The organism is Streptomyces sp. NPDC049887 (genome assembly GCF_040656535.1).
In the GTDB taxonomy this organism is placed as follows: Bacteria; Actinomycetota; Actinomycetes; order Streptomycetales; family Streptomycetaceae; genus Streptomyces.
The window spans coordinates 1-25,619 of record NZ_JBFAMM010000023.1 but is presented as its reverse complement, the minus strand read 5'-3'; the positions used below and the strand labels follow the sequence as shown (position 1 = coordinate 25,619).

The 25,619-nt window shown below is 69.3% G+C and carries 37 protein-coding genes; 3 read left to right on the top strand and 34 right to left on the bottom strand.

Features of this window, described 5'->3' with window-relative positions; genetic code table 11:
* Positions 1-52: 52 nt before the first annotated feature.
* The 3 genes from rpsI to AB0J10_RS25075 all read right to left on the bottom strand — a co-directional run bounded on the left by rpsI (position 53) and on the right by AB0J10_RS25075 (position 2,979).
* Entirely contained in the window at positions 53-571 is a 519-nt protein-coding gene (rpsI, locus tag AB0J10_RS25085) for a 30S ribosomal protein S9 (protein ID WP_093656348.1), read from the bottom strand.
* A 41-nt stretch (positions 572-612) separates the two neighbouring features.
* Positions 613-1,056, bottom strand: coding sequence for a 50S ribosomal protein L13 (rplM, locus tag AB0J10_RS25080; RefSeq protein ID WP_017949632.1), 444 nt, complete (start codon positions 1,054-1,056; stop codon positions 613-615).
* 294 nt (positions 1,057-1,350) lie between these two features.
* Positions 1,351-2,979, bottom strand: coding sequence for an ATP-binding cassette domain-containing protein (locus tag AB0J10_RS25075; RefSeq protein WP_363064706.1), 1,629 nt, complete (start codon positions 2,977-2,979; stop codon positions 1,351-1,353).
* A 47-nt stretch (positions 2,980-3,026) separates the two neighbouring features.
* On the opposite strand from AB0J10_RS25075, the gene AB0J10_RS25070 reads away from it, so the two are divergent.
* Positions 3,027-3,899, top strand: a complete 873-nt coding sequence (locus AB0J10_RS25070; protein ID WP_363064705.1) for a hypothetical protein — start codon at positions 3,027-3,029, stop codon at positions 3,897-3,899.
* A 183-nt stretch (positions 3,900-4,082) separates the two neighbouring features.
* Here the strand turns inward: AB0J10_RS25070 and truA are convergent, their stop codons facing one another.
* From truA to rpsJ, 31 genes are all read right to left on the bottom strand, one after another.
* On the bottom strand, positions 4,083-4,952 hold the full coding sequence (gene truA / locus AB0J10_RS25065) for a tRNA pseudouridine(38-40) synthase TruA (protein ID WP_363064704.1): 870 nt from the start codon (positions 4,950-4,952) through the stop codon (positions 4,083-4,085).
* A 100-nt stretch (positions 4,953-5,052) separates the two neighbouring features.
* A complete protein-coding gene (rplQ, locus tag AB0J10_RS25060; protein ID WP_269728889.1) occupies positions 5,053-5,547 on the bottom strand; it encodes a 50S ribosomal protein L17 in 495 nt (164 codons plus the stop codon).
* A 201-nt stretch (positions 5,548-5,748) separates the two neighbouring features.
* Complete coding sequence (locus AB0J10_RS25055; protein WP_003956430.1) at positions 5,749-6,771, bottom strand: DNA-directed RNA polymerase subunit alpha; 1,023 nt, start codon at positions 6,769-6,771, stop codon at positions 5,749-5,751.
* A gap of 199 nt (positions 6,772-6,970) precedes the next feature.
* On the bottom strand, positions 6,971-7,375 hold the full coding sequence (gene rpsK / locus AB0J10_RS25050; protein ID WP_017949643.1) for a 30S ribosomal protein S11: 405 nt from the start codon (positions 7,373-7,375) through the stop codon (positions 6,971-6,973).
* 65 nt (positions 7,376-7,440) lie between these two features.
* Positions 7,441-7,821: a 30S ribosomal protein S13 gene (gene rpsM / locus AB0J10_RS25045; RefSeq protein ID WP_093656368.1), complete on the bottom strand. Its 381-nt coding sequence runs from the start codon at positions 7,819-7,821 to the stop codon at positions 7,441-7,443.
* Positions 7,822-8,019: 198 nt separating this feature from the next.
* Positions 8,020-8,133, bottom strand: coding sequence for a 50S ribosomal protein L36 (gene rpmJ, locus AB0J10_RS25040; RefSeq protein ID WP_003956441.1), 114 nt, complete (start codon positions 8,131-8,133; stop codon positions 8,020-8,022).
* Positions 8,134-8,191: 58 nt separating this feature from the next.
* Entirely contained in the window at positions 8,192-8,413 is a 222-nt protein-coding gene (gene infA, locus AB0J10_RS25035; protein ID WP_003956442.1) for a translation initiation factor IF-1, read from the bottom strand.
* 219 nt (positions 8,414-8,632) lie between these two features.
* The gene (gene map / locus AB0J10_RS25030) at positions 8,633-9,469 is read right to left on the bottom strand and encodes a type I methionyl aminopeptidase (RefSeq protein ID WP_363064703.1); all 837 of its coding nucleotides are present in this window, start codon (positions 9,467-9,469) and stop codon (positions 8,633-8,635) included.
* A 132-nt stretch (positions 9,470-9,601) separates the two neighbouring features.
* Positions 9,602-10,267: an adenylate kinase gene (locus AB0J10_RS25025; RefSeq protein WP_363064702.1), complete on the bottom strand. Its 666-nt coding sequence runs from the start codon at positions 10,265-10,267 to the stop codon at positions 9,602-9,604.
* Positions 10,267-11,586 carry a preprotein translocase subunit SecY gene (gene secY / locus AB0J10_RS25020; protein WP_138053657.1) on the bottom strand — a complete coding sequence of 440 codons (1,320 nt, stop codon included), beginning with the start codon at positions 11,584-11,586 and terminating at the stop codon, positions 10,267-10,269. The genes AB0J10_RS25025 and secY overlap by 1 nt, the downstream gene beginning before the upstream one ends.
* 244 nt (positions 11,587-11,830) lie before the next feature.
* On the bottom strand, positions 11,831-12,286 hold the full coding sequence (gene rplO / locus AB0J10_RS25015; RefSeq protein ID WP_017949648.1) for a 50S ribosomal protein L15: 456 nt from the start codon (positions 12,284-12,286) through the stop codon (positions 11,831-11,833).
* Positions 12,287-12,288: 2 nt separating this feature from the next.
* Positions 12,289-12,471: a 50S ribosomal protein L30 gene (rpmD, locus tag AB0J10_RS25010; RefSeq protein ID WP_071273185.1), complete on the bottom strand. Its 183-nt coding sequence runs from the start codon at positions 12,469-12,471 to the stop codon at positions 12,289-12,291.
* Positions 12,471-13,076 (bottom strand): 30S ribosomal protein S5, encoded by a 606-nt coding sequence (gene rpsE, locus AB0J10_RS25005; protein ID WP_005313527.1) that lies wholly within the window; start codon positions 13,074-13,076, stop codon positions 12,471-12,473. The genes rpmD and rpsE overlap by 1 nt, the downstream gene beginning before the upstream one ends.
* Positions 13,077-13,114: 38 nt before the next feature.
* Complete coding sequence (rplR, locus tag AB0J10_RS25000; RefSeq protein ID WP_093656380.1) at positions 13,115-13,498, bottom strand: 50S ribosomal protein L18; 384 nt, start codon at positions 13,496-13,498, stop codon at positions 13,115-13,117.
* 3 nt (positions 13,499-13,501) lie between these two features.
* A complete protein-coding gene (gene rplF / locus AB0J10_RS24995) occupies positions 13,502-14,041 on the bottom strand; it encodes a 50S ribosomal protein L6 (protein WP_269728892.1) in 540 nt (179 codons plus the stop codon).
* 22 nt (positions 14,042-14,063) lie between these two features.
* The gene (rpsH, locus tag AB0J10_RS24990; protein WP_017949652.1) at positions 14,064-14,462 is read right to left on the bottom strand and encodes a 30S ribosomal protein S8; all 399 of its coding nucleotides are present in this window, start codon (positions 14,460-14,462) and stop codon (positions 14,064-14,066) included.
* Positions 14,463-14,726: 264 nt separating this feature from the next.
* Entirely contained in the window at positions 14,727-14,912 is a 186-nt protein-coding gene (locus AB0J10_RS24985) for a type Z 30S ribosomal protein S14 (protein ID WP_003956452.1), read from the bottom strand.
* A gap of 5 nt (positions 14,913-14,917) precedes the next feature.
* Positions 14,918-15,475: a 50S ribosomal protein L5 gene (gene rplE / locus AB0J10_RS24980; RefSeq protein ID WP_363064701.1), complete on the bottom strand. Its 558-nt coding sequence runs from the start codon at positions 15,473-15,475 to the stop codon at positions 14,918-14,920.
* A complete protein-coding gene (rplX, locus tag AB0J10_RS24975; protein WP_017949655.1) occupies positions 15,475-15,798 on the bottom strand; it encodes a 50S ribosomal protein L24 in 324 nt (107 codons plus the stop codon). The genes rplE and rplX overlap by 1 nt, the downstream gene beginning before the upstream one ends.
* Positions 15,799-15,800: 2 nt before the next feature.
* Complete coding sequence (rplN, locus tag AB0J10_RS24970) at positions 15,801-16,169, bottom strand: 50S ribosomal protein L14 (protein WP_003956455.1); 369 nt, start codon at positions 16,167-16,169, stop codon at positions 15,801-15,803.
* Positions 16,170-16,335: 166 nt separating this feature from the next.
* A complete protein-coding gene (rpsQ, locus tag AB0J10_RS24965) occupies positions 16,336-16,620 on the bottom strand; it encodes a 30S ribosomal protein S17 (RefSeq protein WP_093656384.1) in 285 nt (94 codons plus the stop codon).
* Positions 16,620-16,844: a 50S ribosomal protein L29 gene (rpmC, locus tag AB0J10_RS24960; RefSeq protein WP_030759371.1), complete on the bottom strand. Its 225-nt coding sequence runs from the start codon at positions 16,842-16,844 to the stop codon at positions 16,620-16,622. The genes rpsQ and rpmC overlap by 1 nt, the downstream gene beginning before the upstream one ends.
* A complete protein-coding gene (rplP, locus tag AB0J10_RS24955) occupies positions 16,844-17,263 on the bottom strand; it encodes a 50S ribosomal protein L16 (protein WP_017949658.1) in 420 nt (139 codons plus the stop codon). Before rplP ends, rpmC begins: the two co-directional genes overlap by 1 nt.
* A gap of 5 nt (positions 17,264-17,268) precedes the next feature.
* Positions 17,269-18,123, bottom strand: coding sequence for a 30S ribosomal protein S3 (gene rpsC, locus AB0J10_RS24950; RefSeq protein ID WP_138053660.1), 855 nt, complete (start codon positions 18,121-18,123; stop codon positions 17,269-17,271).
* Complete coding sequence (rplV, locus tag AB0J10_RS24945; protein WP_009327087.1) at positions 18,123-18,470, bottom strand: 50S ribosomal protein L22; 348 nt, start codon at positions 18,468-18,470, stop codon at positions 18,123-18,125. The genes rpsC and rplV overlap by 1 nt, the downstream gene beginning before the upstream one ends.
* Before the next feature lie 42 nt (positions 18,471-18,512).
* Positions 18,513-18,794: a 30S ribosomal protein S19 gene (gene rpsS / locus AB0J10_RS24940; RefSeq protein WP_017949661.1), complete on the bottom strand. Its 282-nt coding sequence runs from the start codon at positions 18,792-18,794 to the stop codon at positions 18,513-18,515.
* 12 nt (positions 18,795-18,806) lie between these two features.
* A complete protein-coding gene (gene rplB / locus AB0J10_RS24935; protein ID WP_017949662.1) occupies positions 18,807-19,643 on the bottom strand; it encodes a 50S ribosomal protein L2 in 837 nt (278 codons plus the stop codon).
* 37 nt (positions 19,644-19,680) lie between these two features.
* Positions 19,681-19,995: a 50S ribosomal protein L23 gene (rplW, locus tag AB0J10_RS24930; RefSeq protein ID WP_018889347.1), complete on the bottom strand. Its 315-nt coding sequence runs from the start codon at positions 19,993-19,995 to the stop codon at positions 19,681-19,683.
* The gene (gene rplD / locus AB0J10_RS24925) at positions 19,995-20,645 is read right to left on the bottom strand and encodes a 50S ribosomal protein L4 (RefSeq protein ID WP_283296194.1); all 651 of its coding nucleotides are present in this window, start codon (positions 20,643-20,645) and stop codon (positions 19,995-19,997) included. The genes rplW and rplD overlap by 1 nt, the downstream gene beginning before the upstream one ends.
* Before the next feature lie 8 nt (positions 20,646-20,653).
* Complete coding sequence (gene rplC / locus AB0J10_RS24920) at positions 20,654-21,298, bottom strand: 50S ribosomal protein L3 (RefSeq protein ID WP_017949665.1); 645 nt, start codon at positions 21,296-21,298, stop codon at positions 20,654-20,656.
* Positions 21,299-21,311: 13 nt separating this feature from the next.
* On the bottom strand, positions 21,312-21,620 hold the full coding sequence (rpsJ, locus tag AB0J10_RS24915) for a 30S ribosomal protein S10 (RefSeq protein WP_003948644.1): 309 nt from the start codon (positions 21,618-21,620) through the stop codon (positions 21,312-21,314).
* A gap of 986 nt (positions 21,621-22,606) precedes the next feature.
* Here rpsJ and AB0J10_RS24910 point away from each other — a divergent pair.
* Together AB0J10_RS24910 and AB0J10_RS24905 are read left to right on the top strand one after the other, a co-directional pair.
* Positions 22,607-24,277: an RNA ligase family protein gene (locus tag AB0J10_RS24910; RefSeq protein ID WP_363064700.1), complete on the top strand. Its 1,671-nt coding sequence runs from the start codon at positions 22,607-22,609 to the stop codon at positions 24,275-24,277.
* Positions 24,278-25,619, top strand: a 1,342-nt coding sequence (locus AB0J10_RS24905; protein WP_363064699.1) for an RNA repair domain-containing protein, incomplete at its 3' end; no start/stop codon positions are given.

Here is a 25,619-nt window from a genome sequence, read left to right as displayed (position 1 = left end):
GCGGCACCGAGTGCCGCCGGGGCGAACGTACGCCGTACAGGCGAGCAGGCGATTAGCGCTTGCTGTACTGCGGGGCCTTGCGGGCCTTCTTCAGACCGGCCTTCTTCCGCTCGACCGCGCGGTCGTCGCGGCGCAGGAAGCCGGCCTTCTTCAGCGGGCCGCGGTTGTTCTCCACGTCCGCCTCGTTCAGCGCGCGGGCCACGCCGAGGCGCAGGGCGCCGGCCTGGCCGGACACGCCGCCACCCGCGATGCGGGCGATGACGTCGTAGCGGTCGTCGAGCTCGAGCACCTTGAAGGGCTCGTTGACTTCCTGCTGGTGCACCTTGTTCGGGAAGTAGTCCTCGAGGGTGCGACCGTTGATCGTCCACTTGCCGGTGCCCGGCACGATGCGGACACGCGCGATGGCGTTCTTGCGGCGACCCAGGCCGGCGGCCGGCTGCGGCTCGCCGAAGCGGGACGCGAGCGACTCGCTCGTGTACTCGCCCTCGACGGGGGCCTCGGACTCGAAGGTGGTGACCTCGGCGTAGGTCTCTTCGCCCTCGAGCGGGGTCTCGGTGGTGGTCTCGGCCACGATTCTCCTCAGATTCTGTTCGTCTTAGGGGGTGGCCGGACTTACTGCGCGACCTGGGTGATCTCGAACGGGACCGGCTGCTGGGCAGCGTGCGGGTGGTTCTCGCCCGCGTAGACCTTCAGCTTCGAGAGCATCTGACGGCCGAGGGAGTTCTTGGGCAGCATGCCCTTGACGGCCTTCTCGACGGCCTTCTCGGGGTTCTTGTCGAGCAGCTCGTCGTAGCGGACGGAGCGCAGACCACCCGGGTAGCCGGAGTGGCGGTACGCCATCTTCTGGGTCCGCTTGTTGCCGGACAGGTGCACCTTGTCGGCGTTGATGATGATGACGAAGTCACCAGCGTCGACGTGGGGCGCGTAGATCGGCTTGTGCTTGCCCCGCAGGAGGGTGGCAGCGGTCGTGGCCAGACGGCCCAGGACGACGTCCTGGGCGTCGATGACGTGCCACTGGCGCGTCACATCGCCGGGCTTGGGGCTGTACGTACGCACGGTCGTAGCCTTCGCTTCTTCAGTGATGGGGATCCACCGGCTCGCGAGAGCACGGAGGACGGGGTCCTGACAAGGCCACCCGGACGATCACGACAGCCCTGGCCGCACATCGGGGACGCAACCCGAGTGCATGCCGCTGGTCATCGGCCCGGTGGACCGGCGTAAGGGCCCCTCACGTGAGATAGAGCAAGCCAATACGCATAACGAACCAGCAGAATACCCGCGGTCCCCCGCACGGGTCAAAACGCCCTCGTCCCGGCGGCGCGGACCGGCAGGGCGGCCCCTGGGCCTCCGCTACCGGGCCCGGACCACCCTGCGCTCGTCCCAGACCGGTTCCGGCGCCTCCCTGACCACCCCGTCCGAGCCGAAGACGAGGAAGCGGTCGAAGGACCGGGCGAACCAGCGGTCGTGCGTCACCGCGAGCACCGTGCCCTCGTACGCCTCCAGGCCCTCCTGCAGCGCCTCCGCGGACTCCAGGTCCAGGTTGTCGGTCGGCTCGTCCAGCAGCAGCGCTGTCGCGCCGCGCAGCTCCAGCAGCAGGATCTGGAAGCGGGCCTGCTGGCCCCCCGAGAGCCGTTCGAACGTCTGGTCGCCCTGACGCTCCAGTTCGTAGCGGCGCAGGACGCTCATCGCGCCGCCGCGGTCCTTGGCGTGCTCGGTCCACAGGATGTCGACGAGCGTGCGGCCGAGCAGTTCCGGGTGGGCGTGGGTCTGGGCGAAGTGCCCGGGCACCACCCGGGCGCCCAGCTTCCACGTCCCCGTGTGGGCCACGTCCTCCCCGGCGAGCAGCCGCAGGAAGTGGGACTTGCCCGAGCCGTTCGAGCCGAGCACCGCGACCCGCTCGCCGTAGAAGACCTCCAGCGAGAAGGGTTTCATCAGCCCCGTCAGCTCCAGGTTCTCGCAGGTCACGGCCCGTACCCCGGTCCGGCCACCGCGCAGCCGAATCCGGATGTCCTGCTCGCGCGGGGGCTCCGGGGGCGGGCCGGCCTCCTCGAACTTCCTGAACCGCGTCTGCATCGCGCGGTACCGCGACGCCATGTCGGGGCTGATCGCCGCCTGCTGGCGCAGCTTGTGGACCAGGGCCTTCAGCCGGGCGTGCTCCTCCTCCCAGCGCCGCCTCAGCTCCTCGAAGCGCGCGAACCGCTCCCGCCGGGCCTCGTGGAAGGTGTCGAAGCCGCCCCCGTGGACCCAGACGTCGCTGCCCGCGGGCCCCGGCTCCACGGCCACGATCTTCTGCGCGGCCCTGGCCAGCAGCTCCCGGTCGTGCGAGACGAAGAGCACGGTCTTGCGGGTCTCCCGCAGCCGGTCCTCCAGCCAGCGCTTGCCCGGCACGTCCAGATAGTTGTCCGGCTCGTCGAGCAGCAGCACCTCGTCCGGGCCGCGCAGCAGCGCCTCCAGCACCAGCCGCTTCTGCTCGCCGCCGGACAGGGTCCGCACCAGGCGCCACTGGGCCTTCTCGTAGGGGACGCCGAGCGCGGCCGTCGTGCACATGTCCCAGACGGTCTCCGCCTCGTACCCCTGTACCTCGGCCCAGTCGCTGAGCGCCTGCGCGTACCGCATCTGCGCGGCCTCGTCGTCGACGGTCAAGATCAGGTGTTCGGCCTCGTCGACCGCCCGGGCCGCGTCCCTGATCCTGGGCGGCGCCACCGAGACCAGCAGGTCCCGGACCGTTCGCTCGTCCTGCACCGACCCCACGAACTGCTGCATCACACCGAGGCCGCCGCTCACCGAGACCGTGCCGCCGTGCGGCTTCAGCTCATCGGACAGCAGCCGCAGCAGCGTCGTCTTGCCCGCGCCGTTCGCCCCCACCAGGGCGACGACCGATCCCTCGCCCACCCGGAACGACACGTCGCCGAGCAGCACCCTCCCGTCCGGGAGGAAGTACTCCAGATGCGCGGCCTCGAGATGTCCCATGGTGGGCATTCTCACCGCAGGACATGCTCACGCCCAACAGGTTTAGGATGCGCGGCATGAGCTTTGGGGGATCGCAGTGGCCGCAGGAGCCGCGGCAGCCGTACCAGTCCTACGGAGAGCCGCCCTCGTCGACGCCCGACTGGGCGGCGCTGGCCGATGCCTCCGCCGCACGGGCCCGCCGCAGGAGGTGGCTGCTCATCGGGGCGGGCGGTGTCGCCACGGCCGCCGTCGCCGCGATCGTGGCCACCGCCGTGGTCTTCACCAACGATGCTGCCCCGTCCGGCAAGAACGCCAGTGACCTGCCCACGGCTCCCGAGCTGCCGAACGAGACCGCACAGCCGGAGCCGTCGTTCTCGACGGTCGCTCCCCCGCCGCCGCCGAACCCCAAGGACTTCGTCTCCAGCGCGAAGAAGGACACCGCGCCGCTGAGCGCCGACACCCTGTTCCCGGGAAAGAAGCTCACGATGGGCGACCGGGTCTACGCCAAGGGCCCCACGGCCCGCACCACGAACTGCGCCTCCGCGACCCGGGCCTCGCTGGGCGCGGCGCTCCGCTCGCACGGCTGCGACCAGGTAATCCGCGCCACTTACACCAAGGACGGCGTGGCCGTCACCATCGGCGTCGCCGTCTTCCCCACCGAGGCGCAGGCCCAGGCCGCCGTGCAGCAGTCCGCCCGCAGCATCGCCCCGCTCTCCGGCTCGGGCGTCGCCGCCTTCTGCCAGGGTGGGCCGGTGTGCCGTTTCGTGGGCAACTCCTACGGCCGGTACGCCTACTTCACCGCCACCGGCTACGTCAGTGGGAAGTCCGTCACCAAGGGCGACAGCAAGGCGTTCCAGCCGGGCGACGACCTCGCGGAGTTCACGTTCCGCCAGATCGTGCGCCGCGGCGAGATGCAGGCGTCCGCGGCGGCCACGGCCCCGGCGGGCTGACGCCCGGGCCGCTCCCGGAGCACCGTCGGCCGCCCGTGGCGGGGGGCCGGTGCGGCGCTCCGTCCCGGCCCCCCGCCACGTCACAGGCGCTTGGCGCTGCGCGGCGGCCCCGAGGCGCAGGAGGCGGAGGCCCTGTCCGGCCTCCCGGCGACGCGGGCGAAGGACTGAGCGGCAGCCGCAGGCTCAGCAGCAGCCGGCCGCCCCCGCGCCCCCGGCCGGAAGCGTGCGCCGGTTCCGCGCCTCCAGGTTCCTGGCGGCCAGCAGTTCGTCGGCGGGATAGCCGACTTCCTCCAGCGTGAGCCCGTGCGGCCGTACCACATGGACCGCCGAGTCACGGACACCCGCGGCCAGGACCTTCGCCGGCCAGTCCGCCGGCCGGTGGCCGTCGCCGACGAACAGCATCGCGCCGACCAGCGAGCGGACCATGTTGTGGCAGAAGGCGTCGGCCTTCACGGTCGCGGTCAGGATTCCGGACGCGTCGCGCTCCCAGCGGAGCTCCTGGAGCGTCCGGATGGTGGTGGCGCCTTCGCGCTTCTTGCAGTACGCGGCGAAGTCGTGCTCCCCGAGGAGCCGTCCGGCCGCCGCGTTCATGGCGTCCAGGTCCAACGGCCAGTCGTGCCACAGCACATGGCCGCGCAACAGCGGGTCGACGCCCGCCGGGTGGTCGGTGACGCGGTAGGCGTAGCGCCGCCAAACCGCCGAGAAGCGGGCGTTGAAGCCGGCGGGGGCCTCCTCGGCCTTCCACACCCGGACGTCGTGGGAGAGCCGGCCCGCCAGCCGCCGCAGCAGCTTCTCCCGGTGCTCGGCCCAGAGCTCCTGCGGCAGGTCGACGTGCGCGACCTGGCCGCGGGCGTGCACACCAGCGTCCGTGCGGCCGGCGACGGTCAGCTCGTACGTGTCCTGTGAACGCGTGACGGTACGGATCGCGTCCTCGATCTCGCCCTGGACCGTCCGCTGCCCACGCGTCTGCCGGGCCCAGCCCGAGAAGTCCCTGCCGTCGTAGGACAGGTCCAGCCGCACCCGTACGAAACCGGGCCTCACGTCATCGCTCACGTCTCGTATGCCTCTCAGGTCCTCTCAAGGGGAACGGGCCCGCCCCCGGAAAGATGGGGAACGGGCCCGTCCGTCAGCCGTAAGGCCGTCTCGGAACGCCTCAGGCGTCCTTCGACTCCTCGGCCGGAGCCTCGGCGGCGTCCTCGGCCTTGGTCTCCTCGGCCTTGGCCTCGTCGGCCTCCTTGACCGCGCGCTTGGCGGCGGCCTCGGCCTCGGCGACGGTGGCCTTCTTCGCGATCTCGCCCTCGACGAGCTCGATCACGGCCATCGGGGCGTTGTCACCGCGGCGGTTGCCGATCTTGGTGATCCGGGTGTAGCCACCCGGACGCTCGGCGTAGCGCGGGGCGATCTCGGTGAAGAGCGTGTGGACGATGCTCTTGTCCGTGATCGTCTGCAGCACCAGGCGACGGTTGTGGATGTCGCCCTTCTTCGCCTTCGTGATCAGACGCTCCGCGACGGGGCGCAGGCGGCGGGCCTTGGCCTCGGTCGTGGTGATGCGGCCGTGCTCGAAGAGCGACTTCGCGAGGTTCGCGAGAAGCAGCTTCTCGTGCGCGGCGCTGCCGCCCAGACGGGCACCCTTGGCGGGCTTCGGCATGGTTCTTCTCCTTGTGATCTGCACCGGCCGTGTCAGGTACCGGTGTCAGCCTGTGCGAGAGGCTCGCGCCCCTCGCGCACCCCCCGGCGGTGCCGGGGACATCTGTGCCGGGCTCGCGCCCGGAGCCCGGGGCCGTGGCCCCGGAGGCAGCCACCCCGGCGGGGTGCGGGGCACACGGCCCCGCACCCCGCCGGGAGGTGCTCAGTACTGCTCGGTCTCGACGAAACCGGCGTCCGCGTCGTCGTCCGCGCCGAAGGCGTCGGCGGCGGCGGTCGGGTCGAATCCGGGCGGGCTGTCCTTGAGGGCCAGGCCCATGCCGGCCAGCTTCGCCTTGACCTCGTCGATCGACTTCGCACCGAAGTTGCGGATGTCGAGGAGGTCGGCCTCGGAGCGGGCGACGAGCTCACCCACGGAGTGGATGCCCTCGCGCTTGAGGCAGTTGTAGGAGCGGACCGTGAGCTCAAGCTCCTCGATCGGCAGCGCCAGGTCGGCGGCCAGGGCGGCGTCCGTCGGGGACGGGCCCATGTCGATGCCCTCGGCGTCGATGTTGAGCTCGCGCGCCAGACCGAACAGCTCGACCAGGGTCTTGCCGGCGGACGCCATGGCGTCGCGCGGGCGCATGGCCTGCTTGGTCTCGACGTCGACGATCAGCTTGTCGAAGTCGGTGCGCTGCTCGACACGGGTCGCCTCGACCTTGTAGGTGACCTTGAGCACCGGGGAGTAGATGGAGTCGACCGGGATGCGGCCGATCTCCTGACCCACCTGCTTGTTCTGCACGGCGGAGACGTAGCCGCGACCGCGCTCGACGGTCAGCTCCATCTCCAGCTTGCCCTTGCCGTTCAGCGTGGCCAGGACGAGGTCGGGGTTGTGGACCTCGACACCGGCCGGGGGCGCGATGTCGGCGGCGGTGACCAGACCCGGGCCCTGCTTGCGCAGGTACATCACGACCGGCTCGTCGTGCTCCGAGGAGACGACCAGCTGCTTGATGTTCAGGATGAGGTCGGTGACGTCCTCCTTGACGCCCGGCACGGTGGTGAACTCGTGCAGGACGCCGTCGATCCGGATGGACGTGACGGCCGCGCCCGGGATCGAGGAGAGGAGCGTACGGCGGAGGGAGTTGCCGAGGGTGTAGCCGAAGCCCGGCTCCAGCGGCTCGATCACGAACCGGGAGCGGTACTCGTCGACGACCTCTTCGGTCAGCGAGGGACGCTGAGCGATCAGCATGTCTGTGATCCTTCAGTCATGGGCGCCCGCTATTTGACGCCCGACTCGACCGGGCCGAGACCCGGCTGTCGAAAATACTGCGTACTGCAAGGGTACGGGCGGCACGTCCCACGAGGGGCCGTACCGCCCGAAGCCCTCGGACCGGGCGTGACGTGTCGGACACGCCGGCGCCCGGCGTCAGCCGTACAGCGGCGACGCGTCAGACGCGGCGGCGCTTGGGGGGACGGCAGCCGTTGTGCGGCGTCGGGGTGACGTCCTGGATGGAGCCGACCTCGAGACCGGTGGCCTGGAGGGAACGGATCGCGGTCTCACGGCCGGAGCCCGGACCCTTGACGAAGACGTCGACCTTGCGCATGCCGTGCTCCTGCGCGCGGCGGGCGGCCGACTCGGCGGCCATCTGCGCGGCGAAGGGGGTGGACTTGCGCGAGCCCTTGAAGCCGACGTGGCCGGCGGAGGCCCAGGAGATCACGTTGCCGCTGGGGTCCGTGATCGAGACGATCGTGTTGTTGAACGTGCTCTTGATGTGCGCGTGGCCGTGAGCGACGTTCTTCTTTTCCTTGCGGCGCACCTTCTTGACGGCGCCCTGGCGTCCCTTGGGGGGCATGTATTTCTCCCGTGGAGGTGGTCGGTCCTACAGCGAAGACCGCTGGTAGAGCGTCCTGCTGAGGACTACTTCTTGCCCGGCTTCTTCTTGCCGGCGATGGCGCGACGCGGGCCCTTGCGGGTACGGGCGTTCGTGCTGGTGCGCTGGCCGTGGACCGGCAGACCGCGGCGGTGGCGCAGACCCTGGTAGCAGCCGATCTCGACCTTGCGGCGGATGTCGGCCTGGATCTCGCGACGGAGGTCACCCTCGGTCTTGAGGTTGGCGTCCACGTACTCGCGGATCTTGACGAGGTCCTCTTCGGCCAGGTCACGAACGCGGGTGTTCGGGTTCACACCGGTCGCGGCGAGGGTCTCCTTCGCCAGGGTGCGGCCGATGCCGAAGACGTAGGTGAGTGCGACCTCCACGCGCTTGTCGCGCGGGATGTCAACACCGGAAACGCGTGCCATTCAATGGCTCCTGTGGTGTTCGGGGGTCTGCAGCAGAACCGTCCCGGGCCGCCGACCGCTCCTGGAGGAGCGATGGTACGTCCCGGTCCCCGGCCCCCGCCGGAGGTGCCGCCGGTCCCTGCGGACTGGGCGGGCCCTGCTGGTGAACGTGTTTTGCTCGCGTCGCGCGAAGATCTGCGAAGTGCAGGTCGGCGTGCGTCAGCCCTGGCGCTGCTTGTGGCGCAGGTTGTCGCAGATGACCATGACCCGGCCGTGGCGGCGGATCACCTTGCACTTGTCGCAGATCTTCTTGACGCTCGGCTTGACCTTCATGGGATGTGAGGTTCTCCGGGTCAGTGCCAGCACCCCTCGGGAGAGGTGAGGGCAAGATCTACTTGTAGCGGTAGACGATCCGGCCACGCGTCAGGTCGTACGGAGAGAGCTCCACGACGACCCGGTCGTCCGGAAGGATTCGGATGTAGTGCATCCGCATCTTGCCGGAGATGTGCGCGAGGACCTTGTGACCGTTCTGGAGCTCCACCTTGAACATGGCGTTCGGCAGGGACTCGATCACGGTGCCCTCGATCTCGATGGCACCTTGCTTCTTGGCCACGCTTCGCCCTTCGAATCGGCTACCTTGATCGGCTCTCGTCACCCTTTGACCGCAAGCGGACATACGGGTACACGCGAACCGACGCATCAGTCTACGTCAGGCCCCTGGAAAAGACGAATCCGTGGAGTTTGCCCAAGGCGGGAGATCCTTAAGCAGAACCGGGGCGGCCGGGGTTCCCCCCACCGCCCCGCCCACGGCTCGGGTGCGCCCCGGCCAGGCTCAGGCCAGGGGGTCCGGTGCCGCCGTCACGCCCAGCTCCGCCAGCTTCGCACGGCCGCCGTCGACGGCCGTCAGCACCAGCGGGCCCTCCTCCGTCAGTGCCACCGAGTGCTCCCAGTGCGAGGACCAGGTGCCGTCCGTGGTGATCACGGTCCAGTCGTCGGAGAGCACCTCGGTGTGCGGGGTGCCGAGCGACACCATCGGCTCGATCGCCAGGCAGAAGCCGGGAACCAGCTTCGGGCCCTTGCCGCGCTTGCGGCTGACGTAGTTCAGCAGGTGCGGGTCCATGTGCATCTCGGTGCCGATGCCGTGGCCGCCGTAGTCCTCGATGATCCCGTAGCGACCGCCGCCCGGCTTCGGCTGGCGGCGGATGTAGGTCTCGATCGCGCGGGAGACGTCGACCAGCCGGTTGCCGTTCTTCATGGCCGCGATTCCGGCCCACATGGACTCCTCGGTCACCCGGGAGAGCTCGACGAGCTCCGGAGCGTGACCGCCGCCGACGAACGCCGTGAACGCCGCGTCGCCGTGCCAGCCGTCGACGATCGCGCCGGCGTCGACGGAGATGATGTCGCCGTCCTTGAGGACCGTCTTCCCGTCCGGGATGCCGTGGACGACGACCTCGTTCACCGAGGTGCAGATGGTGGCGGGGAAACCGCCGTACCCCAGGAAGTTCGACTTGGCGCCGTGGTCGGCGATCACCTTGCGGGCGACCTCGTCCAGGTCCTTCGTCGTGGCGCCGGGGACCGCCGCTTCACGGGTCGCCGCGTGGATGGCGGCGACGACCAGTCCCGCCTCACGCATCTTGGCGATCTGCTCGGGGGTCTTGATCTGCACCATGAGGGCCGGCGCCTTTCAGAATCGGAGAGTGGTTCGGCGGAATGCCTGGGTAATCAACGATACGGCCGCGGCGTCCTGGGGACACCGCGGCCGTATGCGATCAGGTCGGAGGATACGCCTGGGGTACGACGTTCAGGCCTGCGCGGCCCGGTCCTTCTGCAGCGCCTCCATCGCGCGCTCGGTCACCTCGTCGACCTTGCCGAGCGCGGAGATGGTCACCAGCAGGCCCTGGGCCCGGTAGTGGTCGATGATCGGCTCGGTCTGCGTGTGGTAGACCTCGAGCCGCTTGCGCACGGTCTCCTCGGAGTCGTCGTCGCGCTGGTACAGCTCGCCGCCGCAGACGTCGCAGACGCCCTCGGTCTTCGGCGCGCTGTAGGTGACGTGGAAGACGTGCGCGCTGTCGTTCCGGCAGATGCGGCGGCCCGCGATCCGCTTGACGACCTCCTCCTCGGGGACCTCCAGGTCCAGCACGGCGTCCAGCTTCACGCCGTCCGCCGCCAGCGCGGCGTCGAGGGCCTCGGCCTGCGACACGTTCCGCGGGAAGCCGTCCAGCAGGAATCCGTTCTGGGCGTCCGGCTGGGCCATCCGGTCCCGCGCCATCCCGATGGTGACCTCGTCCGGCACCAGGTTGCCGGCGTCCATGTACGCCTTGGCCTGCTTGCCGAGGTCCGTGCCCTTGCTGATGTTGGCCCGGAACAGGTCGCCCGTGGAGATGTGCGGGATCGACAGGTTCTTGGCAAGGAACGCAGCCTGCGTTCCCTTGCCGGCACCGGGCGGTCCGACGAGGACGATTCGCATCAGCGGAGGAACCCTTCGTAGTTGCGCTGCTGGAGCTGGCTCTCGATCTGCTTCACGGTCTCCAGACCGACACCCACGATGATGAGGATGCTGGTGCCACCGAACGGGAAGTTCTGGTTGGCACCACCGAAGCCTGCCAACGCCATCGTCGGCACAAGAGCGATCAGACCCAGGTACAGCGAGCCCGGCCAGGTGATCCGGTTGAGCACGTAGCTCAAGTACTCGGCGGTAGGTCGACCAGCCCGGATACCCGGGATGAAGCCACCATACTTCTTCATGTTGTCCGCGACTTCCTCGGGGTTGAACGAGATCGCCACGTAGAAGAAGGCGAAGAACACGATCAGAAGGAAGTACGTCGCGATGTAGTACGGGTGGTCACCCTTGACGAAGTGGGCTTCGATCCAGGTTTTCCATCCGGCGTTCGAGCTCGAGAACTGCGCGATCAACGCCGGGATGTAGAGCAGCGACGACGCGAAGATGACGGGAATCACACCCGCCTGGTTCACCTTGAGCGGGATGTATGTGGACGTACCGCCGTACGACCTGCGGCCGATCATGCGCTTCGCGTACTGCACCGGGATGCGCCGCTGGGCCTGCTCGACGAAGACGACGAGCGCCACCATCACGAAGCCGATCAGGATGACCGTGCCGAACTCGATCCAGCCCTTGGCGAGCTTGCCGCTCTCCTTGATGGCCCACAGCGCGCCGGGGAAGCCGGCGGCGATGGAGATGAACATCAGGATGGACATGCCGTTGCCGATGCCGCGGTCCGTGATCAGCTCGCCGAGCCACATGACCACGGCCGTGCCGGCGGTCATGGTGATCACCATGGTGGCGGTCACGAAGATCGACTGGTCGGGGACGATCTCGTTGGCCACCTGGCAGCCGGAGAACAGCGCACCGCTGCGGGCCGTGGCCACCAGGCCGGTGCCCTGCAGCACGGCCAGCGCGACCGTGAGGTAACGCGTGTACTGCGTGATCTTCGCGGTGCCGGACTGGCCCTCCTTCTTGAGGGCCTCCAGACGCGGGATCACCACGGTCAGCAGCTGCAGGATGATGCTCGCCGTGATGTACGGCATGATGCCGAGCGCGAAGATCGTGATCTGCAGCAGCGCGCCGCCGCTGAACATGTTGACGAGGCCGAAGAGGCTGCTGTTGTTCTTCGAGGCCTGGTCCACACAGATCTGGACGTTCTCATAGCTGACGCCGGGCACCGGGATGTGTGCGCCGAGCCGGTACAGCACGATGATGCCGAGCGTGAAGAGCAGCTTCTTGCGCAGGTCGGGCGTCTTGAACGCCCGGGCGAACGCGGTGAGCACGGTGCCTCCTGCGACCCCCGCGCAAAGCGTCAGAGGTGACGGTCTTGAGGTTCGACGAATTCGTATGAGACAAGAACCGCTCCGGGGACCGGGTGGGCCTCCGTCACGGCGTGGGGGTCGCCCCCCGGGGATAACAGCAACAACGCACGCCACCTTACCGGCGAGTGTGCCCCCCTTGGAACGACCAACCGGGGATGCCCCGTTTGAGAGCATCCCCGGTTGGTGTTCAGGCCATCGGCTCGTCTCAGACGAGCTCGGTGACGGTGCCGCCGGCGGCGGTGATCTTCTCCTTGGCGGAGCCGGAGACGGCGTCGACCGTCACCTGCAGCGCCACGGAGACCTCGCCCTGGCCGAGCACCTTGACGAGCTGGTTCTTGCGAACCGCGCCCTTGGCGACCAGGTCGGCGACCGTGACCTCGCCACCCTCGGGGTAGAGGGCGGCGAGCTTGTCCAGGTTCACGACCTGGTACTCGGTCTTGAACGGGTTCTTGAAGCCCTTCAGCTTCGGGAGGCGCATGTGGAGCGGCATCTGGCCACCCTCGAAGCGCTCCGGAACCTGGTAGCGGGCCTTCGTGCCCTTGGTACCACGACCGGCCGTCTTACCCTTCGACGCCTCACCACGACCGACACGGGTCTTGGCGGTCTTGGCGCCGGGGGCGGGACGGAGGTTGTGGATCTTCAGCGGGTTCTGCTCCGCCATGATCAGTCGACCTCCTCGACCGTCACGAGGTGGCGGACGGTGTGCACCATTCCGCGGAACTCGGGGCGGTCCTCCTTGACGACCACGTCGTTGACCCTCTTCAGGCCGAGCGAACGCAGCGTGTCACGGTGGTTCTGCTTGCTGCCGATGTACGACTTCGTCTGCGTGATCTTGAGGCGGGCCATTACGCACCCGCTCCCGCACGCGCACGAAGCAGGGCCGCGGGGGCGACGTCCTCGAGCGGCAGACCGCGGCGGGCCGCGATCTCCTCGGGACGCTGCAGGCCCTTCAGGGCCGCCACGGTCGCGTGCACGATGTTGATCGCGTTGTCGGAGCCCAGGGACTTCGACAGGATGTCGTGAACGCCGGCGCACTCGAGCACGGCACGCACCGGGCCACCGGCGATAACACCGGTACCGGGGGAAGCCGGCTTGAGCAGGACGACGCCCGCCGCCTTCTCACCCTGGATCGGGTGCGGGATGGTGCCCTGGATGCGGGGGACCTTGAAGAAGTGCTTCTTGGCCTCCTCCACACCCTTGGCGATGGCGGCCGGCACCTCCTTGGCCTTGCCGTATCCGACACCCACGGTGCCGTCACCGTCGCCCACCACGACCAGCGCGGTGAAGCTGAAGCGACGACCACCCTTCACAACCTTGGCGACGCGGTTGATCGCGACGACGCGCTCAACGTACGCGGTCTTCTCGGCGGCAGCAGCGCCGCCGTCACGGCCCTTCCGGTCCCGCCGCTCGCCGCCACCGGCACCGCTGCCGCGGCGCTGGGGTCCAGCCATTGGATTTACCTCTCTCTTTTCCGCTAGCTACGAACGGCTCAGAACTTCAGGCCGGCTTCGCGGGCGGCGTCGGCCAGGGCGGCGATGCGCCCGGCGTACTGGTTTCCGCCACGGTCGAACACGACAGCCTCGACGCCGGCGGCCTTCGCACGCTCGGCCACGAGCTGGCCGACCTGCTTCGCCTTCGCCGACTTGTCGCCCTCGCCGCCGCGGATGGAAGCGTCCAGGGTGGACGCCGACGCCACGGTGTGACCCTTGAGGTCGTCGATGACCTGAGCGGTGATACCGCGGTTGGACCGGGTGACGACCAGACGCGGACGCTCCGCCGTACCCGAGATCTTCTTGCGGATGCGGATGTGGCGACGCTTCAGGGAAGCGCCCTTGTAGGCCTTGCCCTTGGCAATCTTCACGCCGTATGCCATGGCTTACTTACCAGCCTTTCCGACCTTGCGGCGGATGACCTCGCCCGCGTACTTCACGCCCTTGGCCTTGTACGGGTCGGGCTTGCGCAGCTTGCGGATGTTCGCGGCGACCTCGCCGACCTTCTGCTTGTCGATGCCCTCGACCGAGAACTTGGTCGGCGACTCGACCTTGAAGGAGATGCCCTCGGGGGCCTCCACCAGGATCGGGTGGCTGTAGCCGAGCTGGAACTCCAGGTTGGAGCCCTTCGCGGCAACGCGGTAACCGACACCGCTGATCTCGAGCGCCTTGGTGTATCCCTGGGTCACACCGGTGATCATGTTGGCCACCAGCGTGCGGGACAGGCCGTGCAGGGCCTTGTTCTGACGCTCGTCGTTCGGGCGGGACACCTTGAGGGTGCCGTCCTCGCCCTTAACGATCTCGATCGGCGCGGCAACGGTGTGGGTCAGGGTGCCCTTGGAACCCTTCACCGTGACCGTGCGGCCCTCGATGGTGACGTCCACGCCGGCGGGAACCGGGATGGGGAGCTTGCCGATACGCGACATTGTTCTTCTCCTCCGTTCCCGACTACCAGACGTAGGCGAGGACTTCCCCGCCCACACCCTTCTTGCTGGCCTGCTTGTCGGTGAGGAGCCCGTGCGACGTGGAGATGATCGCCACGCCCAGGCCGCCGAGCACCTTCGGCAGGTTGGTGGACTTCGCGTAGACCCGGAGACCGGGCTTGGAGATCCGCTTGATGCCCGCGATGGAGCGCTCACGGTTCGGGCCGAACTTCAGCTCGAGAACGAGGTTCTTGCCGACCTCGGCGTCCTCGACCTTCCAGCCCGTGATGAAGCCCTCCTGCTGGAGGATCTCCGCGATGTGAGACTTGATCTTGCTGTGCGGCATCGTCACGGAGTCGTGGTACGCCGAGTTCGCGTTACGCAGACGGGTCAGCATGTCCGCGATCGGATCAGTCATGGTCATGAATTGGCCTTCGGCCTCTCTCGCCGGGGTTTCCTGTATGCGCCATCCCTCTCCCCGCACAGGGGCGGGACGGGTGCGGCACGGGGACCTACGGCGTAGTAAGTCGTTCAGGGCGGCGGGCGCCCAACCCCACAAGCCTACGGCATGTGAGGGTGGGCCCCGCCGACCCGTTGCTTACCGAGAGCCTCGGGTAATCCCGCCCACCCGTCACCCGACCGCCGCCCCTCAAGGGCGGCCCATCGGGCCGACGGACTGGACTGGGGACTACCAGGAGCTCTTGGTCACGCCCGGCAGCTCGCCACGGTGAGCCATCTCACGAAGGCACACGCGGCACAGGCCGAACTTGCGGTACACGGAGTGCGGACGGCCGCAGCGCTGGCAGCGGGTGTACGCACGCACACCGAACTTGGGCTTACGAGCAGCCTTGGCAATCAGAGCCTTCTTCGCCATCTCGCTCACGCCTCCTTGAACGGGAAGCCGAGGTGACGGAGAAGGGCACGGCCTTCAGCGTCGTTGGTCGCCGTGGTGACCACGGTGATGTCCATACCCCGGACGCGGTCGATCTTGTCCTGGTCGATCTCGTGGAACATGACCTGCTCCGTGAGACCGAAGGTGTAGTTGCCACGGCCGTCGAACTGCTTGGGGGACAGACCGCGGAAGTCGCGGATGCGCGGCAGCGCGAGCGACAGGGTGCGGTCCAGGAACTCCCACATGCGGTCGCCACGGAGCGTGACGTGGGCACCGATCGGCTGACCCTCGCGCAGCTTGAACTGCGCGATGGACTTGCGGGCCTTGGTGACGGCCGGCTTCTGACCGGTGATCGTGGTGAGGTCGCGGATGGCGCCCTCGATCAGCTTGGAGTCGCGGGCGGCGTCGCCCACACCCATGTTGACCACGATCTTGACGAGACCGGGGACCTGCATGACGTTGTCGTACTTGAACTCGTCACGCAGCTTGCCGACGATTTCCTCGCGGTAGCGCGTCTTGAGACGCGGCGCAGTCGTGGTAGCCATCAGATGTCCTCACCGGTCCGCTTGGCAACGCGGATCTTGTTGCCCTCGTCGTCAAACCGGTAGCCGACGCGGGTGACGACCTTCTTGCCGTCCTTCTCCACGACGAGCTGCACGTTGCTGACGTGGATGGGGGCCTCGGTGGTCACGATGCCGCCGGCCTGGGAGGCACGGCCCGGCTGGTTGGCCTTGGTGTGCTTCTTGACCCGGTTGACACCCTCGACCAGGACGCGCTCGTCGCGCGGGAAAGCGGCAATGACCTTGCCCTGCTTGCCCTTGTCCTTGCCGGTGATGACCTGGACCAGGTCGCCCTTCTTGATCTTCATGCTTACAGCACCTCCGGCGCGAGCGAGATGATCTTCATGAACTTCTTCTCGCGCAGCTCACGGCCCACGGGGCCGAAGATACGGGTGCCGCGAGGGTCGCCGTCGTTCTTCAGAATGACGGCGGCGTTCTCGTCGAAGCGGATGTACGAGCCGTCCTGGCGGCGGCGCTCCTTGACGGTGCGAACGATGACCGCCTTGACGACGTCACCCTTCTTCACGTTGCCACCGGGGATCGCGTCCTTGACGGTGGCGACGATGACGTCACCGATGCCCGCGTAGCGGCGACCCGAGCCACCGAGAACACGGATGCAAAGGATCTCCTTGGCACCAGTGTTGTCGGCGACGCGAAGTCGCGACTCCTGCTGGATCACGTCTATCTCCTGATCGTCTGCCGGTTCCCGGCGGGGGCTGGTCCCGAAGGAGACAGCCCCCGCCGAGCCTGGCGGAACTTAGTGCTGGGGCAGTGCCCCCGGAGGGGTTCCCCCAGCGGGGGGCATGCGGGGGAGCACTCCCCTTCCAGGGAGGGCCCCCGCAAAATTACTTGGCCTTCTCGAGGATCTCGACGACGCGCCAGCGCTTCGTCGCGGACAGCGGCCGGGTCTCCATCAGGAGGACGCGGTCGCCGACACCCGCGGCGTTCTGCTCGTCGTGCGCCTTGAGCTTGTTGGTACGGCGGATGACCTTGCCGTACAGCGCGTGCTTGACGCGGTCCTCGACGGCGACGACGACGGTCTTGTCCATCTTGTCGCTGACGACCAGACCCTCACGGGTCTTGCGGAAACCGCGCTCGGTCTTGTTCTCGGTCACGTTGCTCTCGCTCATCAGGCGTTCTCCACCGTCTCGATGCCCAGCTCGCGCTCACGCATCAGGGTGTAGATCCGGGCGATGTCCTTGCGGACGGCCTTCAGCCGGCCGTGGTTCTCGAGCTGACCGGTCGCCGCCTGGAAGCGGAGGTTGAACAGCTCTTCCTTGGCCTCGCGGAGCTTGGCAACAAGCTCCTCGTTGCCCAGCTCGCGCAGCTCGGACGCCTTGGTTCCGGCCGACATCACGCCTCACCTGCCTCGCGCCGAACGATGCGGCACTTCATCGGAAGCTTGTGAGCAGCGCGGGTGAGCGCCTCACGAGCAATCTTCTCGTTCGGGTAGGACAGCTCGAACATCACCCGACCGGGCTTGACGTTCGCGACCCACCACTCCGGCGAACCCTTACCGGAACCCATGCGGGTCTCGGCAGGCTTCTTCGTCAGCGGGCGGTCCGGGTAGATGTTGATCCAGACCTTGCCGCCACGCTTGATGTGACGGGTCATCGCGATACGAGCGGCCTCGATCTGACGGTTCGTCACGTACGCCGGGGTGAGCGCCTGGATGCCGTACTCGCCGAACGCAACCTGCGTACCACCCTTGGACATACCGCTGCGCTTCGGGTGGTGCTGCTTGCGGTGCTTGACCCTACGGGGGATCAGCATTTCGGTCAGGCCTCCGTTCCGGTGCTCTCAGCAGCCGGAGCGGCAGCGGCGGGGGCGTCGGCCTTGGGGGCCTCGGCCGACTGCTGCTGGCCACCCTGGGCCGACTGCTGCTGCGGCTTGCGACCGCGACCGCCACGCTCGCCACCACGGCCGCCACGGGCCGGGCGGTCGGAGCCACCACGGGCCGGACGGTTGCCGGCGCGGGCAGCGGCGTTCTCGGCGCGGACCTCGGCGATGTTCTTGACATCGCCCTTGTAGATCCAGACCTTCACGCCGATGCGGCCGAAGGTGGTCTTGGCCTCGAAGAAGCCGTACTCGACGTTCGCGCGGAGCGTGTGCAGCGGCACACGGCCCTCGCGGTAGAACTCCGAGCGGGACATCTCGGCGCCGCCGAGACGGCCACCACACTGGATCTTGATGCCCTTGGCGCCCGCCTTCATGGCCGACTGCATGCTCTTGCGCATGGCGCGGCGGAAGGAGACGCGGGAGGACAGCTGCTCGGCAACGGCCTGGGCCACGAGCTGAGCGTCGACCTCGGGGTTCTTGACCTCGAGAATGTTCAGCTGGACCTGCTTGCCCGTGAGCTTCTCGAGGTCGCCGCGGATGCGGTCGGCCTCGGCGCCACGGCGGCCGATGACGATGCCGGGACGCGCGGTGTGGATGTCCACCCGCACACGGTCACGGGTGCGCTCGATCTCGACCTTGGAGATGCCGGCGCGCTCCATGCCGGACGTCATCATCCGACGGATGGCGACGTCTTCCTTGACGTAGTCCTTGTACAGCTTGTCGGCGTACCAGCGGGACTTGAAGTCCGTGGTGATGCCGAGCCGGAACCCGTGCGGGTTTACCTTCTGGCCCATTACCGGGTTCCTTCCTTGCTGCTGACGACCACGGTGATGTGGCTGGTCCGCTTGCGGATCCGGTAGGCACGGCCCTGGGCGCGCGGACGGAACCGCTTCAGGGTCGGGCCCTCGTCGACGTACGCCTCGCTGATGAACAGCGAGGAGGCGTCCGTGTGGTCGTAGTTGTGCGCGGCGTTGGCGATGGCGCTGTCCAGCACCTTGCCGACCGGCACGCTCGCGGCCTGCGGGGCGAAACGCAGGACCGCCTGAGCCTCCGTGGCGTCCATGCCACGGATGAGGTCCACCACGCGGCGGGCCTTCATGGGCGTGACGCGGATGTACCGCGCCTGGGCCCTGGCTTCCATGGTTGTCCCTTCGGTGTAAGTCATAGTCGTTCCACTCCGCGATTAGCGGCGCTTCGACTTCCGGTCGTCCTTGACGTGGCCGCGGAAGGTGCGAGTCGGCGAGAACTCGCCGAGCTTGTGGCCGACCATGGACTCGGTGACGAACACCGGGACGTGGGTCTTGCCGTTGTGCACCGCGATCGTGTGGCCCAGCATGGCCGGGACGATCATCGAGCGACGGGACCAGGTCTTGATGACGTTCTTGGTGCCTGCTTCGTTCTGGGCGTCCACCTTCTTGATCAGGTGGTCGTCGACGAAGGGCCCCTTCTTGAGACTGCGCGGCATCTAAACCCGCTCCTAGCGCTTCTTGTTCGTCTTGCGGCGGCGGACGATGTACTTGTTGCTCGCCTTCTTGGGAGAACGAGTACGACCCTCCTTCTGACCCCAGGGGGAGACCGGGTGGCGACCACCGGAGGTCTTGCCCTCACCACCACCGTGCGGGTGGTCGACCGGGTTCATGGCGACACCGCGGACGGTCGGGCGAACGCCCTTCCAGCGCATACGGCCGGCCTTGCCCCAGTTGATGTTCGACTGCTCGGCGTTGCCGACCTCGCCGACGGTGGCGCGGCAGCGGACGTCGACCAGGCGGATCTCACCGGACGGCATGCGCAGGTGGGCCATGGAGCCCTCCTTCGCCAGCAGCTGCACGGAGGCACCCGCGGAGCGGGCGAACTTCGCGCCGCCGCCGGGCCGCAGCTCGATGGCGTGCAGGGTCGTACCGACCGGGATGTTGCGCAGCGCCAGGTTGTTGCCGGGCTTGATGTCGGCACCGGGGCCGTTCTCGATCCGGTCACCCTGCGACAGACCGCGCGGGGCGAGGATGTAGCGCTTCTCGCCGTCCGCGTAGTGCAGGAGCGCGATGCGCGCGGTGCGGTTGGGGTCGTACTCGATGTGCGCGACCTTGGCCGGCACGCCGTCCTTGTCGTGACGACGGAAGTCGATCACGCGGTAGGCGCGCTTGTGGCCACCACCCTGGTGGCGAACGGTCACACGACCGGCGTTGTTACGGCCGCCCTTGCTGTGCAGGGGGCGGACCAGCGACTTCTCCGGCGTGGACCGCGTGATCTCGACGAAGTCGGCGACGCTGGAGCCACGACGGCCCGGAGTCGTCGGCTTGTACTTGCGGATACCCATTTCTCAGTCCTCGTCCGATATCGGACCAAGGTCTCCGTTAGGAGGCCTGGCCGAAGATGTCGATACGGTCGCCCTCGGCGAGGGTCACGATGGCGCGCTTGGTGTTGGCGCGCTTGCCGAAACCGGTGCGGGTGCGCTTGCGCTTGCCCTGGCGGTTGATCGTGTTCACCCCGGTGACCTTGACCGAGAAGACCGCCTCGACGGCCTGCTTGATCTGGGTCTTGTTGGCGTTGGGCGCGACGATGAACGTGTACTTGTTCTCGTCCAGCAGCGCGTAGCTCTTCTCCGAGACAACCGGCTTGACGAGAACGTCACGCGGGTCGGTGAAGGTCTTGCTGGTGATCTCGGCCATCAGGCCTCGCTCCCCTCATTGTCGTTGGCCTTGGGGCCGGACACGAAGGACTCGAAGGCGGCCTGGGTGAAGACCACGTCGTCGGAGACGAGCACGTCGTACGTGTTCAGCTGGCCCGGCTCCAGGATGTGCACCTGGGGCAGGTTGCGGGCGGACAGCCACGCGGCCTCGTCGGTGCGCTCGGCGACCAGGAGCAGGTTCTTGCGCTCCGAGATCTTGCCGAGCAGCGTCTTGGCGGCCTTGGTGGAGACCTCGCCCTCGACCACGCCGGAGACGACGTGGATGCGGGAGTTGCGGGCCCGGTCGGTGAGGGCACCGCGCAGGGCGGCGGCCTTCATCTTCTTCGGGGTCCGCTGCGAGTAGTCGCGCGGCACGGGGCCGTGCACGACGCCACCGCCGGCGAACTGCGGCGCACGGGTCGAACCCTGACGCGCACGGCCGGTGCCCTTCTGGCGGTAGGGCTTCTTGCCACCGCCACGGACCTCGCCGCGGGTCTTGGTCTTGTGCGTGCCCTGGCGGGCAGCGGCCAGCTGCGCGACGACGACCTGGTGGATCAGCGGAACGCTGACCTTGGCGTCGAAGATCTCCGCGGGGAGCTCGACGCTACCGGCCTTGTCGCCAGCGGGCGAAAGGATGTCAATGGTGCTCATCGGTTACCTCAGGCCCCCTTGGCCGCGGTACGGACCAGGACGAGGCCGCCGTTCGGACCGGGAACCGCGCCCTTGATGAGCAGCAGACCCTTCTCCGCGTCAACGGCGTGGACGGTCAGGTTCTGGGTGGTGACCCGCTCGTTGCCCATGCGGCCCGCCATACGGAGGCCCTTGAACACACGGCCCGGGGTGGCGCAGCCACCGATGGAACCGGGGGAGCGGTGCTTGCGCTGGGTGCCGTGTCCGGCGCCCAGGCCACGGAAGTTGTGGCGCTTCATGACACCGGCGAAGCCCTTGCCCTTGCTCTTGCCGGTGACGTCGACCTTCACGCCCGCCTCGAAGACCTCGGCGGTGATCTCCTGGCCGAGGGTGTACTCGCCGGCGTCGGCGGTACGGATCTCGACGAGGTGACGACGGGGGGTGACGTCGGCCTTGGCGAAGTGGCCCTTGAGGGGCTTGTTCACCTTGCGCGGGTCGATCTCGCCGAAGGCGATCTGGACCGACTCGTAGCCGTCGGTGTCGTTCGTACGGATCTGGGTGACGACATTGGGGCCGGCCTTGACGACGGTGACCGGGACGACACGGTTGTTCTCGTCCCAGACCTGAGTCATGCCGAGCTTCTCGCCCAGGATGCCCTTGATCTGCTTAGCCATCTCGCGCGTCACCTCAGAGCTTGATCTCGATGTCGACGCCGGCCGGCAGGTCGAGACGCATGAGCGAGTCGACCGTCTTCGGCGTGGGGTCGAGGATGTCGATGAGGCGCTTGTGCGTGCGCATCTCGAAGTGCTCGCGCGAGTCCTTGTACTTGTGCGGCGACTTGATGACGCAGTACACGTTCTTCTCAGTGGGCAGCGGCACCGGGCCCGCGACCGACGCACCAGTACGGGTCACCGTCTCGACGATCTTCTTCGCCGAGGAGTCGATGACCTCGTGGTCGTAGGCCTTGAGCCGGATGCGGATCTTCTGTCCCGCCATGGCTACTTCGTAGTCCTGTCTCTCGTAACGCTCCGGAACCCGGTGTTCCCAGCCCTCTCCTCCGACCCACGCGGTCGGGCGTGTCGCACTCCCGCTACGCAGATGTCCGATGACCGGATTTCCCTGCTGGAGGGGATTGCGATCCGCAGAAGAGACCGCTGGACGGGGGCGAGGGCCCACCGGGTGCCTGGCCGGCGCCCCGCTGACACTTCCCGGAAGATTCCCGTACGTCCGCCCCAGCGCTGCCGGGAGGCAGTTAGGGCGACGAGTACTGTGGGACTCGCTTCCGGTCCTCCCGGCGGGAGGCGCGCAGCATCGGCACTCAACCGAGCAACCCGGACAGTCTGCCATACGGGCCGCGACGGACGCCAATCGAGCCGAAGAGATTACCCCGCGGGGTCGACGTGTCAAACCGCGCCACGCACGGCTGCGGCTGCGCCCTCGGGCCGGGCGTCCGGGCGGCCCGCGGACCCGCCCCTCCGCCCGAACGCGCGCCCGACGCCAACTTCCCCCCGTCGGAGCCCGGTTGGCCCCCTCTCACCCCCGCGCCCACCGCCCGCCCGGAGGCTCCCCGGTACGCGACCGCCGTCGACCCGAGAAGGGGTGGGCTCTGCGCGGGGCCACGGGTCCGCTCCCGCGCCGGGCTCCTCGCTCGCCGTCGGACGTCCCTGCCGACGGCGCGCCGCACCCGCCGGGCGAAGGACGCCGCGCGACGTGAGGAGCGGCCCGGGCCGGCGGGGCCCGGGGAGACGGGAAGCCGTCACCCGCACGGGGCCCGGCGCCGGTCGACGGGGGAAGGGGGCCAGGGCGGCCGCGACGTGGGCACGATCGGGCCGCCGCCGCACGCCGAGGCCACCGCCTGCCGGTTCCCCCGCGGCGCCGGGCGCCCGACCCCGGGTATTTCGGTCGAGCACCGTCGTACCCCCTGCCTACAGTGGCGACACACCGCATGACGCGGACGGGGTCGGGGACGAGGGACGGGGACCATGGGCCGGTATCCGGCGCGTACGCACTATCCGCGCACACCGCACCTGCCGTGGTCGCCCGGTGCGTCGAGCGACGACGTACGGGCCCGGGACCTCGCCGCGCTGCACGGCCGGGAGGTCGTCGTCACCGAGAAGCTCGACGGCGAGAACACCACGCTGTACGGCGACGGGCTGCACGCACGGTCGCCCGACTCCGCGCACCATCCGTCGCGGGCCTGGGTGAAGGCGCTCCAGGGCCGCATCGGCGACCGGATCCCCGCGGGTTGGCGGGTGTGCGGGGAGAACGTATACGCCCGGCACTCGCTCGCCTACGACGACCTGGAGAGCTGGTTCTACGGCTTCTCCGTCTGGGACGCCGACGGCCACTGCCTGGACTGGGACCACGGCGCGGACTTCCTGTGCGGACTCGGAATCCCCGTGCCGCGCGTGCTGTGGCGCGGGGTCTTCGACGAACGCGCCCTGCGGCGGCTGAGGCTCGACACCGAGCGCCACGAGGGGTACGTCGTCCGCACGACCGGTGGCTTCGCCGCCGGGGAGTTCCGGCACAGGGTCGCCAAATGGGTGCGGCCGGGACACGTCCGCACCTCCACCCACTGGATGCACGCCGCCGTCGTGGCGAACGGGCTGGCACCGGCCGCCTCGCTGTGGGCGGTGCGGTCGGGGGCGGCACCGGACCCGGCCACCCTGCTCGAGGCGGTGGGACTGCCGGACGGCGACGCCCGGGCCGCCGGCGACGTCGCCGCGCGGCTCGACGGCACCGGGGACGAACGACTCGCCGGCGTGCTCGCCGGGCTGCTGCACACGCGGCACCGCGGCACGCTCGCCGGCCGGCTGGCCCGGCCGCTGGGTCTCCCGCTCGCCCGGAGGGTCGCCGATCTCGTCGGTCTGCACACCGGGCTGCACCGTCCCCACCCGGACGAGCAGCGCCGGACCGGACTGCTGCGGATGTCGTACGCCGTCGGCCTGGACGCGCTGCACGCCGTCGCCGCCGCGACCGCCCCGGACGCGGCGGCCCGTGAGCAGGTCGAGTGGTCCGCCCTGCACGCCGAGGAGGTACGCCCGATCGGTCCTTTGCGTGAGGCGTTCGCCGGACTGCACCCGGAGGCCGCGGCCCGCTGCCTGGGCGAGGCCCGTGAGGCGTACGCGCTGGGCCGGATCGGAACCGTCGAGGAGGCCGTCGCGGCCACCTGGCGCCTGCGCTCCGGGGACTTCCCGCGACTGATCCACCTGGTCGGCCCGTCCGGCAGCGGCAAGAGCACCTTCGCCCGATCACTGCGGGGCGTCGACGCGTACGTCTCGCTCGACGACCTGCGCGAGGCACGCGGCGCCCGCGCGGACCAGCGCGCCAACGGCGAGATCCTCCGCCGGGGCCTCGACCGGCTCGGCACCGCGCTGGCGGAAGGTGCGACGGTGGTGTGGGACGCCACGTCCCTCAACCCGCACCAGCGGTCCCTGGTGCACACGGTCGCCCGCCGCCGCGACGCCCTGGTCACCCACGCGGTGGCGCTCGTCGACGAGGAAGAACTGGCCCGGCGCAACGAACGGCGGCCGCACCCGGTCCCGGCGGAGGTGCTCACCGCGCAGATGCGCCGCTATGTGCCTCCGTATCCCGGCCAGGCGCACCGCACCTGGTACATCGGCGCGGCCGGCACCATCGAGGAGGAGGCGTAGGTGCGTACCAGCGAGGAGATCTACCACCGGGTCCGCTGGGACCCTCGCTTCGACCCGGCCCGTTTCGTGATGGGCGTCCACCAGCGCGCCGCCGCGCCGAAGCGGGTACGGCTGGACGACTTCGACCCCTCCGGGGAGATCCCCTGGCACCGGGTGCTGTTCTTCGAGGCGGACGGCGAGGTGGTGTGGGACCGGTCCACGGGCGTGGACCGGATCGACGAGACCGGCGCCGGACGGGTCCGGAACCCGCGCAGGCTGCGCGCCCCGTTCTTCGCCGCCCGGACGCCCTGCGCATGGGACCCCGCGCACGGCTGGGCACCGTACGCATGGGACGACCGCCCAGGGACCGCCGCCGGGGCGCGGCCCGAACCGGCCGCCGCGGGCCTGCGCGTGCTGACCTGGAACACGTTGTGGGACCGGTACGACCGCGACCGCATCGACACCGCCCGGCGCAGACCGCTCCTGCTGGCCGCCCTGCGCGGTGCAGACGCCGATGTCATCGCGCTCCAGGAGGTCGAGGCGGAACTGCTCCGGATGCTGCTCGCCGTCCCCTGGGTGCGGGAGTCCTACACACTGGGCACCGACCCGGGCGGCAGGGATGTCGAAGAGTGCGGCCTGCTGCTGCTCAGTCGGCTGCCCGTGCGCGAGGCGGCACTCCATGTCCTCGGCCCGCACAAGGCCGTCGCCGCGGTGGTGGTGGAGACCGCCCGCGGCCCGGCCACCGTCGCCGTGACGCATCTGAGCAGTGACCACTCGGAGGACGGCCCGGCCCGTCGGGACGCCGAGCTGGGCCGGCTGGCCGAGGCGCTGGCGGGCGTCCAGGGCGAGGTGTTGCTGCTGGGGGACTTCAACGACGGCGGGGACACACCCGCGACGGCGCTCGGGCTGCGCGACGCCTGGACCGAGGTGCACGGGCCGGCCGACCACACACCGACCTTCGACCCGGGCGTCAATCCGCTGGCCGCGGTCTCGTCGAGGACCGGCCGGGCCGCCCGGCTCGACCGGGTGCTGGTCGGATCGGAGCGGCTGCGGGTGGACGCGGCTGCCCTCCTCGGCGACACCCCCACCTCCGGCGGGCTGTACGTGTCCGACCACTACGGCGTCGTGGCCGATCTGAGCCCGGGTGACCCGGTGCCGGGCACCCGGAGGACGGAGGGAACGGGCGGCACCCCGGCGTCGGGGTCCGACGCCGGGGTGCCGCCCGAAGCGTCGCGGACGACGGGGGTGGGCGGGGGATCCGTCGGCGCCGGCGCCCCCCGCGGGCCCCGCGCCGGCCGGCCGGGCGGGGGGGTCGCCGGGCGCCCCCCGCCCCGGGCGGGCGGGGGGTCATACCCCGGGCCCG

Excerpts from the sequence above, each read along its gene's own strand:
- AB0J10_RS25075 (WP_363064706.1), bottom strand. The coding sequence starts at position 2,979 with ATGCCCACCATGGGACATCTCGAGGCCGCGCATCTGGAGTACTTCCTC.
- AB0J10_RS25070 (WP_363064705.1), top strand. The coding sequence starts at position 3,027 with ATGAGCTTTGGGGGATCGCAGTGGCCGCAGGAGCCGCGGCAGCCGTAC.
- rplQ (WP_269728889.1), bottom strand. The coding sequence starts at position 5,547 with ATGCCGAAGCCCGCCAAGGGTGCCCGTCTGGGCGGCAGCGCCGCGCAC.
- AB0J10_RS25055 (WP_003956430.1), bottom strand. The coding sequence starts at position 6,771 with ATGCTGATCGCTCAGCGTCCCTCGCTGACCGAAGAGGTCGTCGACGAG.
- rpsK (WP_017949643.1), bottom strand. The coding sequence starts at position 7,375 with ATGCCCCCCAAGGGACGCCAGGGCGCCGTCAAGAAGGTGCGCCGCAAG.
- rpsM (WP_093656368.1), bottom strand. The coding sequence starts at position 7,821 with ATGGCACGCGTTTCCGGTGTTGACATCCCGCGCGACAAGCGCGTGGAG.
- rpmJ (WP_003956441.1), bottom strand. The coding sequence starts at position 8,133 with ATGAAGGTCAAGCCGAGCGTCAAGAAGATCTGCGACAAGTGCAAGGTG.
- map (WP_363064703.1), bottom strand. The coding sequence starts at position 9,469 with ATGGTGCAGATCAAGACCCCCGAGCAGATCGCCAAGATGCGTGAGGCG.
- AB0J10_RS25025 (WP_363064702.1), bottom strand. The coding sequence starts at position 10,267 with ATGCGAATCGTCCTCGTCGGACCGCCCGGTGCCGGCAAGGGAACGCAG.
- rplO (WP_017949648.1), bottom strand. The coding sequence starts at position 12,286 with ATGGCGGAGCAGAACCCGCTGAAGATCCACAACCTCCGTCCCGCCCCC.
- rpmD (WP_071273185.1), bottom strand. The coding sequence starts at position 12,471 with ATGGCCCGCCTCAAGATCACGCAGACGAAGTCGTACATCGGCAGCAAG.
- rpsE (WP_005313527.1), bottom strand. The coding sequence starts at position 13,076 with ATGGCTGGACCCCAGCGCCGCGGCAGCGGTGCCGGTGGCGGCGAGCGG.
- rplR (WP_093656380.1), bottom strand. The coding sequence starts at position 13,498 with ATGGCATACGGCGTGAAGATTGCCAAGGGCAAGGCCTACAAGGGCGCT.
- rplF (WP_269728892.1), bottom strand. The coding sequence starts at position 14,041 with ATGTCGCGTATCGGCAAGCTCCCCATCCCGGTTCCCGCCGGCGTGGAC.
- rpsH (WP_017949652.1), bottom strand. The coding sequence starts at position 14,462 with ATGACCATGACTGATCCGATCGCGGACATGCTGACCCGTCTGCGTAAC.
- AB0J10_RS24985 (WP_003956452.1), bottom strand. The coding sequence starts at position 14,912 with ATGGCGAAGAAGGCTCTGATTGCCAAGGCTGCTCGTAAGCCCAAGTTC.
- rplE (WP_363064701.1), bottom strand. The coding sequence starts at position 15,475 with ATGGCTACCACGACTGCGCCGCGTCTCAAGACGCGCTACCGCGAGGAA.
- rplX (WP_017949655.1), bottom strand. The coding sequence starts at position 15,798 with ATGAAGATCAAGAAGGGCGACCTGGTCCAGGTCATCACCGGCAAGGAC.
- rpsQ (WP_093656384.1), bottom strand. The coding sequence starts at position 16,620 with ATGAGCGAGAGCAACGTGACCGAGAACAAGACCGAGCGCGGTTTCCGC.
- rpmC (WP_030759371.1), bottom strand. The coding sequence starts at position 16,844 with ATGTCGGCCGGAACCAAGGCGTCCGAGCTGCGCGAGCTGGGCAACGAG.
- rplP (WP_017949658.1), bottom strand. The coding sequence starts at position 17,263 with ATGCTGATCCCCCGTAGGGTCAAGCACCGCAAGCAGCACCACCCGAAG.
- rpsC (WP_138053660.1), bottom strand. The coding sequence starts at position 18,123 with ATGGGCCAGAAGGTAAACCCGCACGGGTTCCGGCTCGGCATCACCACG.
- rplV (WP_009327087.1), bottom strand. The coding sequence starts at position 18,470 with ATGGAAGCCAGGGCCCAGGCGCGGTACATCCGCGTCACGCCCATGAAG.
- rpsS (WP_017949661.1), bottom strand. The coding sequence starts at position 18,794 with ATGCCGCGCAGTCTCAAGAAGGGGCCCTTCGTCGACGACCACCTGATC.
- rplB (WP_017949662.1), bottom strand. The coding sequence starts at position 19,643 with ATGGGTATCCGCAAGTACAAGCCGACGACTCCGGGCCGTCGTGGCTCC.
- rplW (WP_018889347.1), bottom strand. The coding sequence starts at position 19,995 with ATGGCCGAGATCACCAGCAAGACCTTCACCGACCCGCGTGACGTTCTC.
- rplD (WP_283296194.1), bottom strand. The coding sequence starts at position 20,645 with ATGAGCACCATTGACATCCTTTCGCCCGCTGGCGACAAGGCCGGTAGC.
- rplC (WP_017949665.1), bottom strand. The coding sequence starts at position 21,298 with ATGGCTAAGCAGATCAAGGGCATCCTGGGCGAGAAGCTCGGCATGACT.
- rpsJ (WP_003948644.1), bottom strand. The coding sequence starts at position 21,620 with ATGGCGGGACAGAAGATCCGCATCCGGCTCAAGGCCTACGACCACGAG.
- AB0J10_RS24910 (WP_363064700.1), top strand. The coding sequence starts at position 22,607 with ATGGGCCGGTATCCGGCGCGTACGCACTATCCGCGCACACCGCACCTG.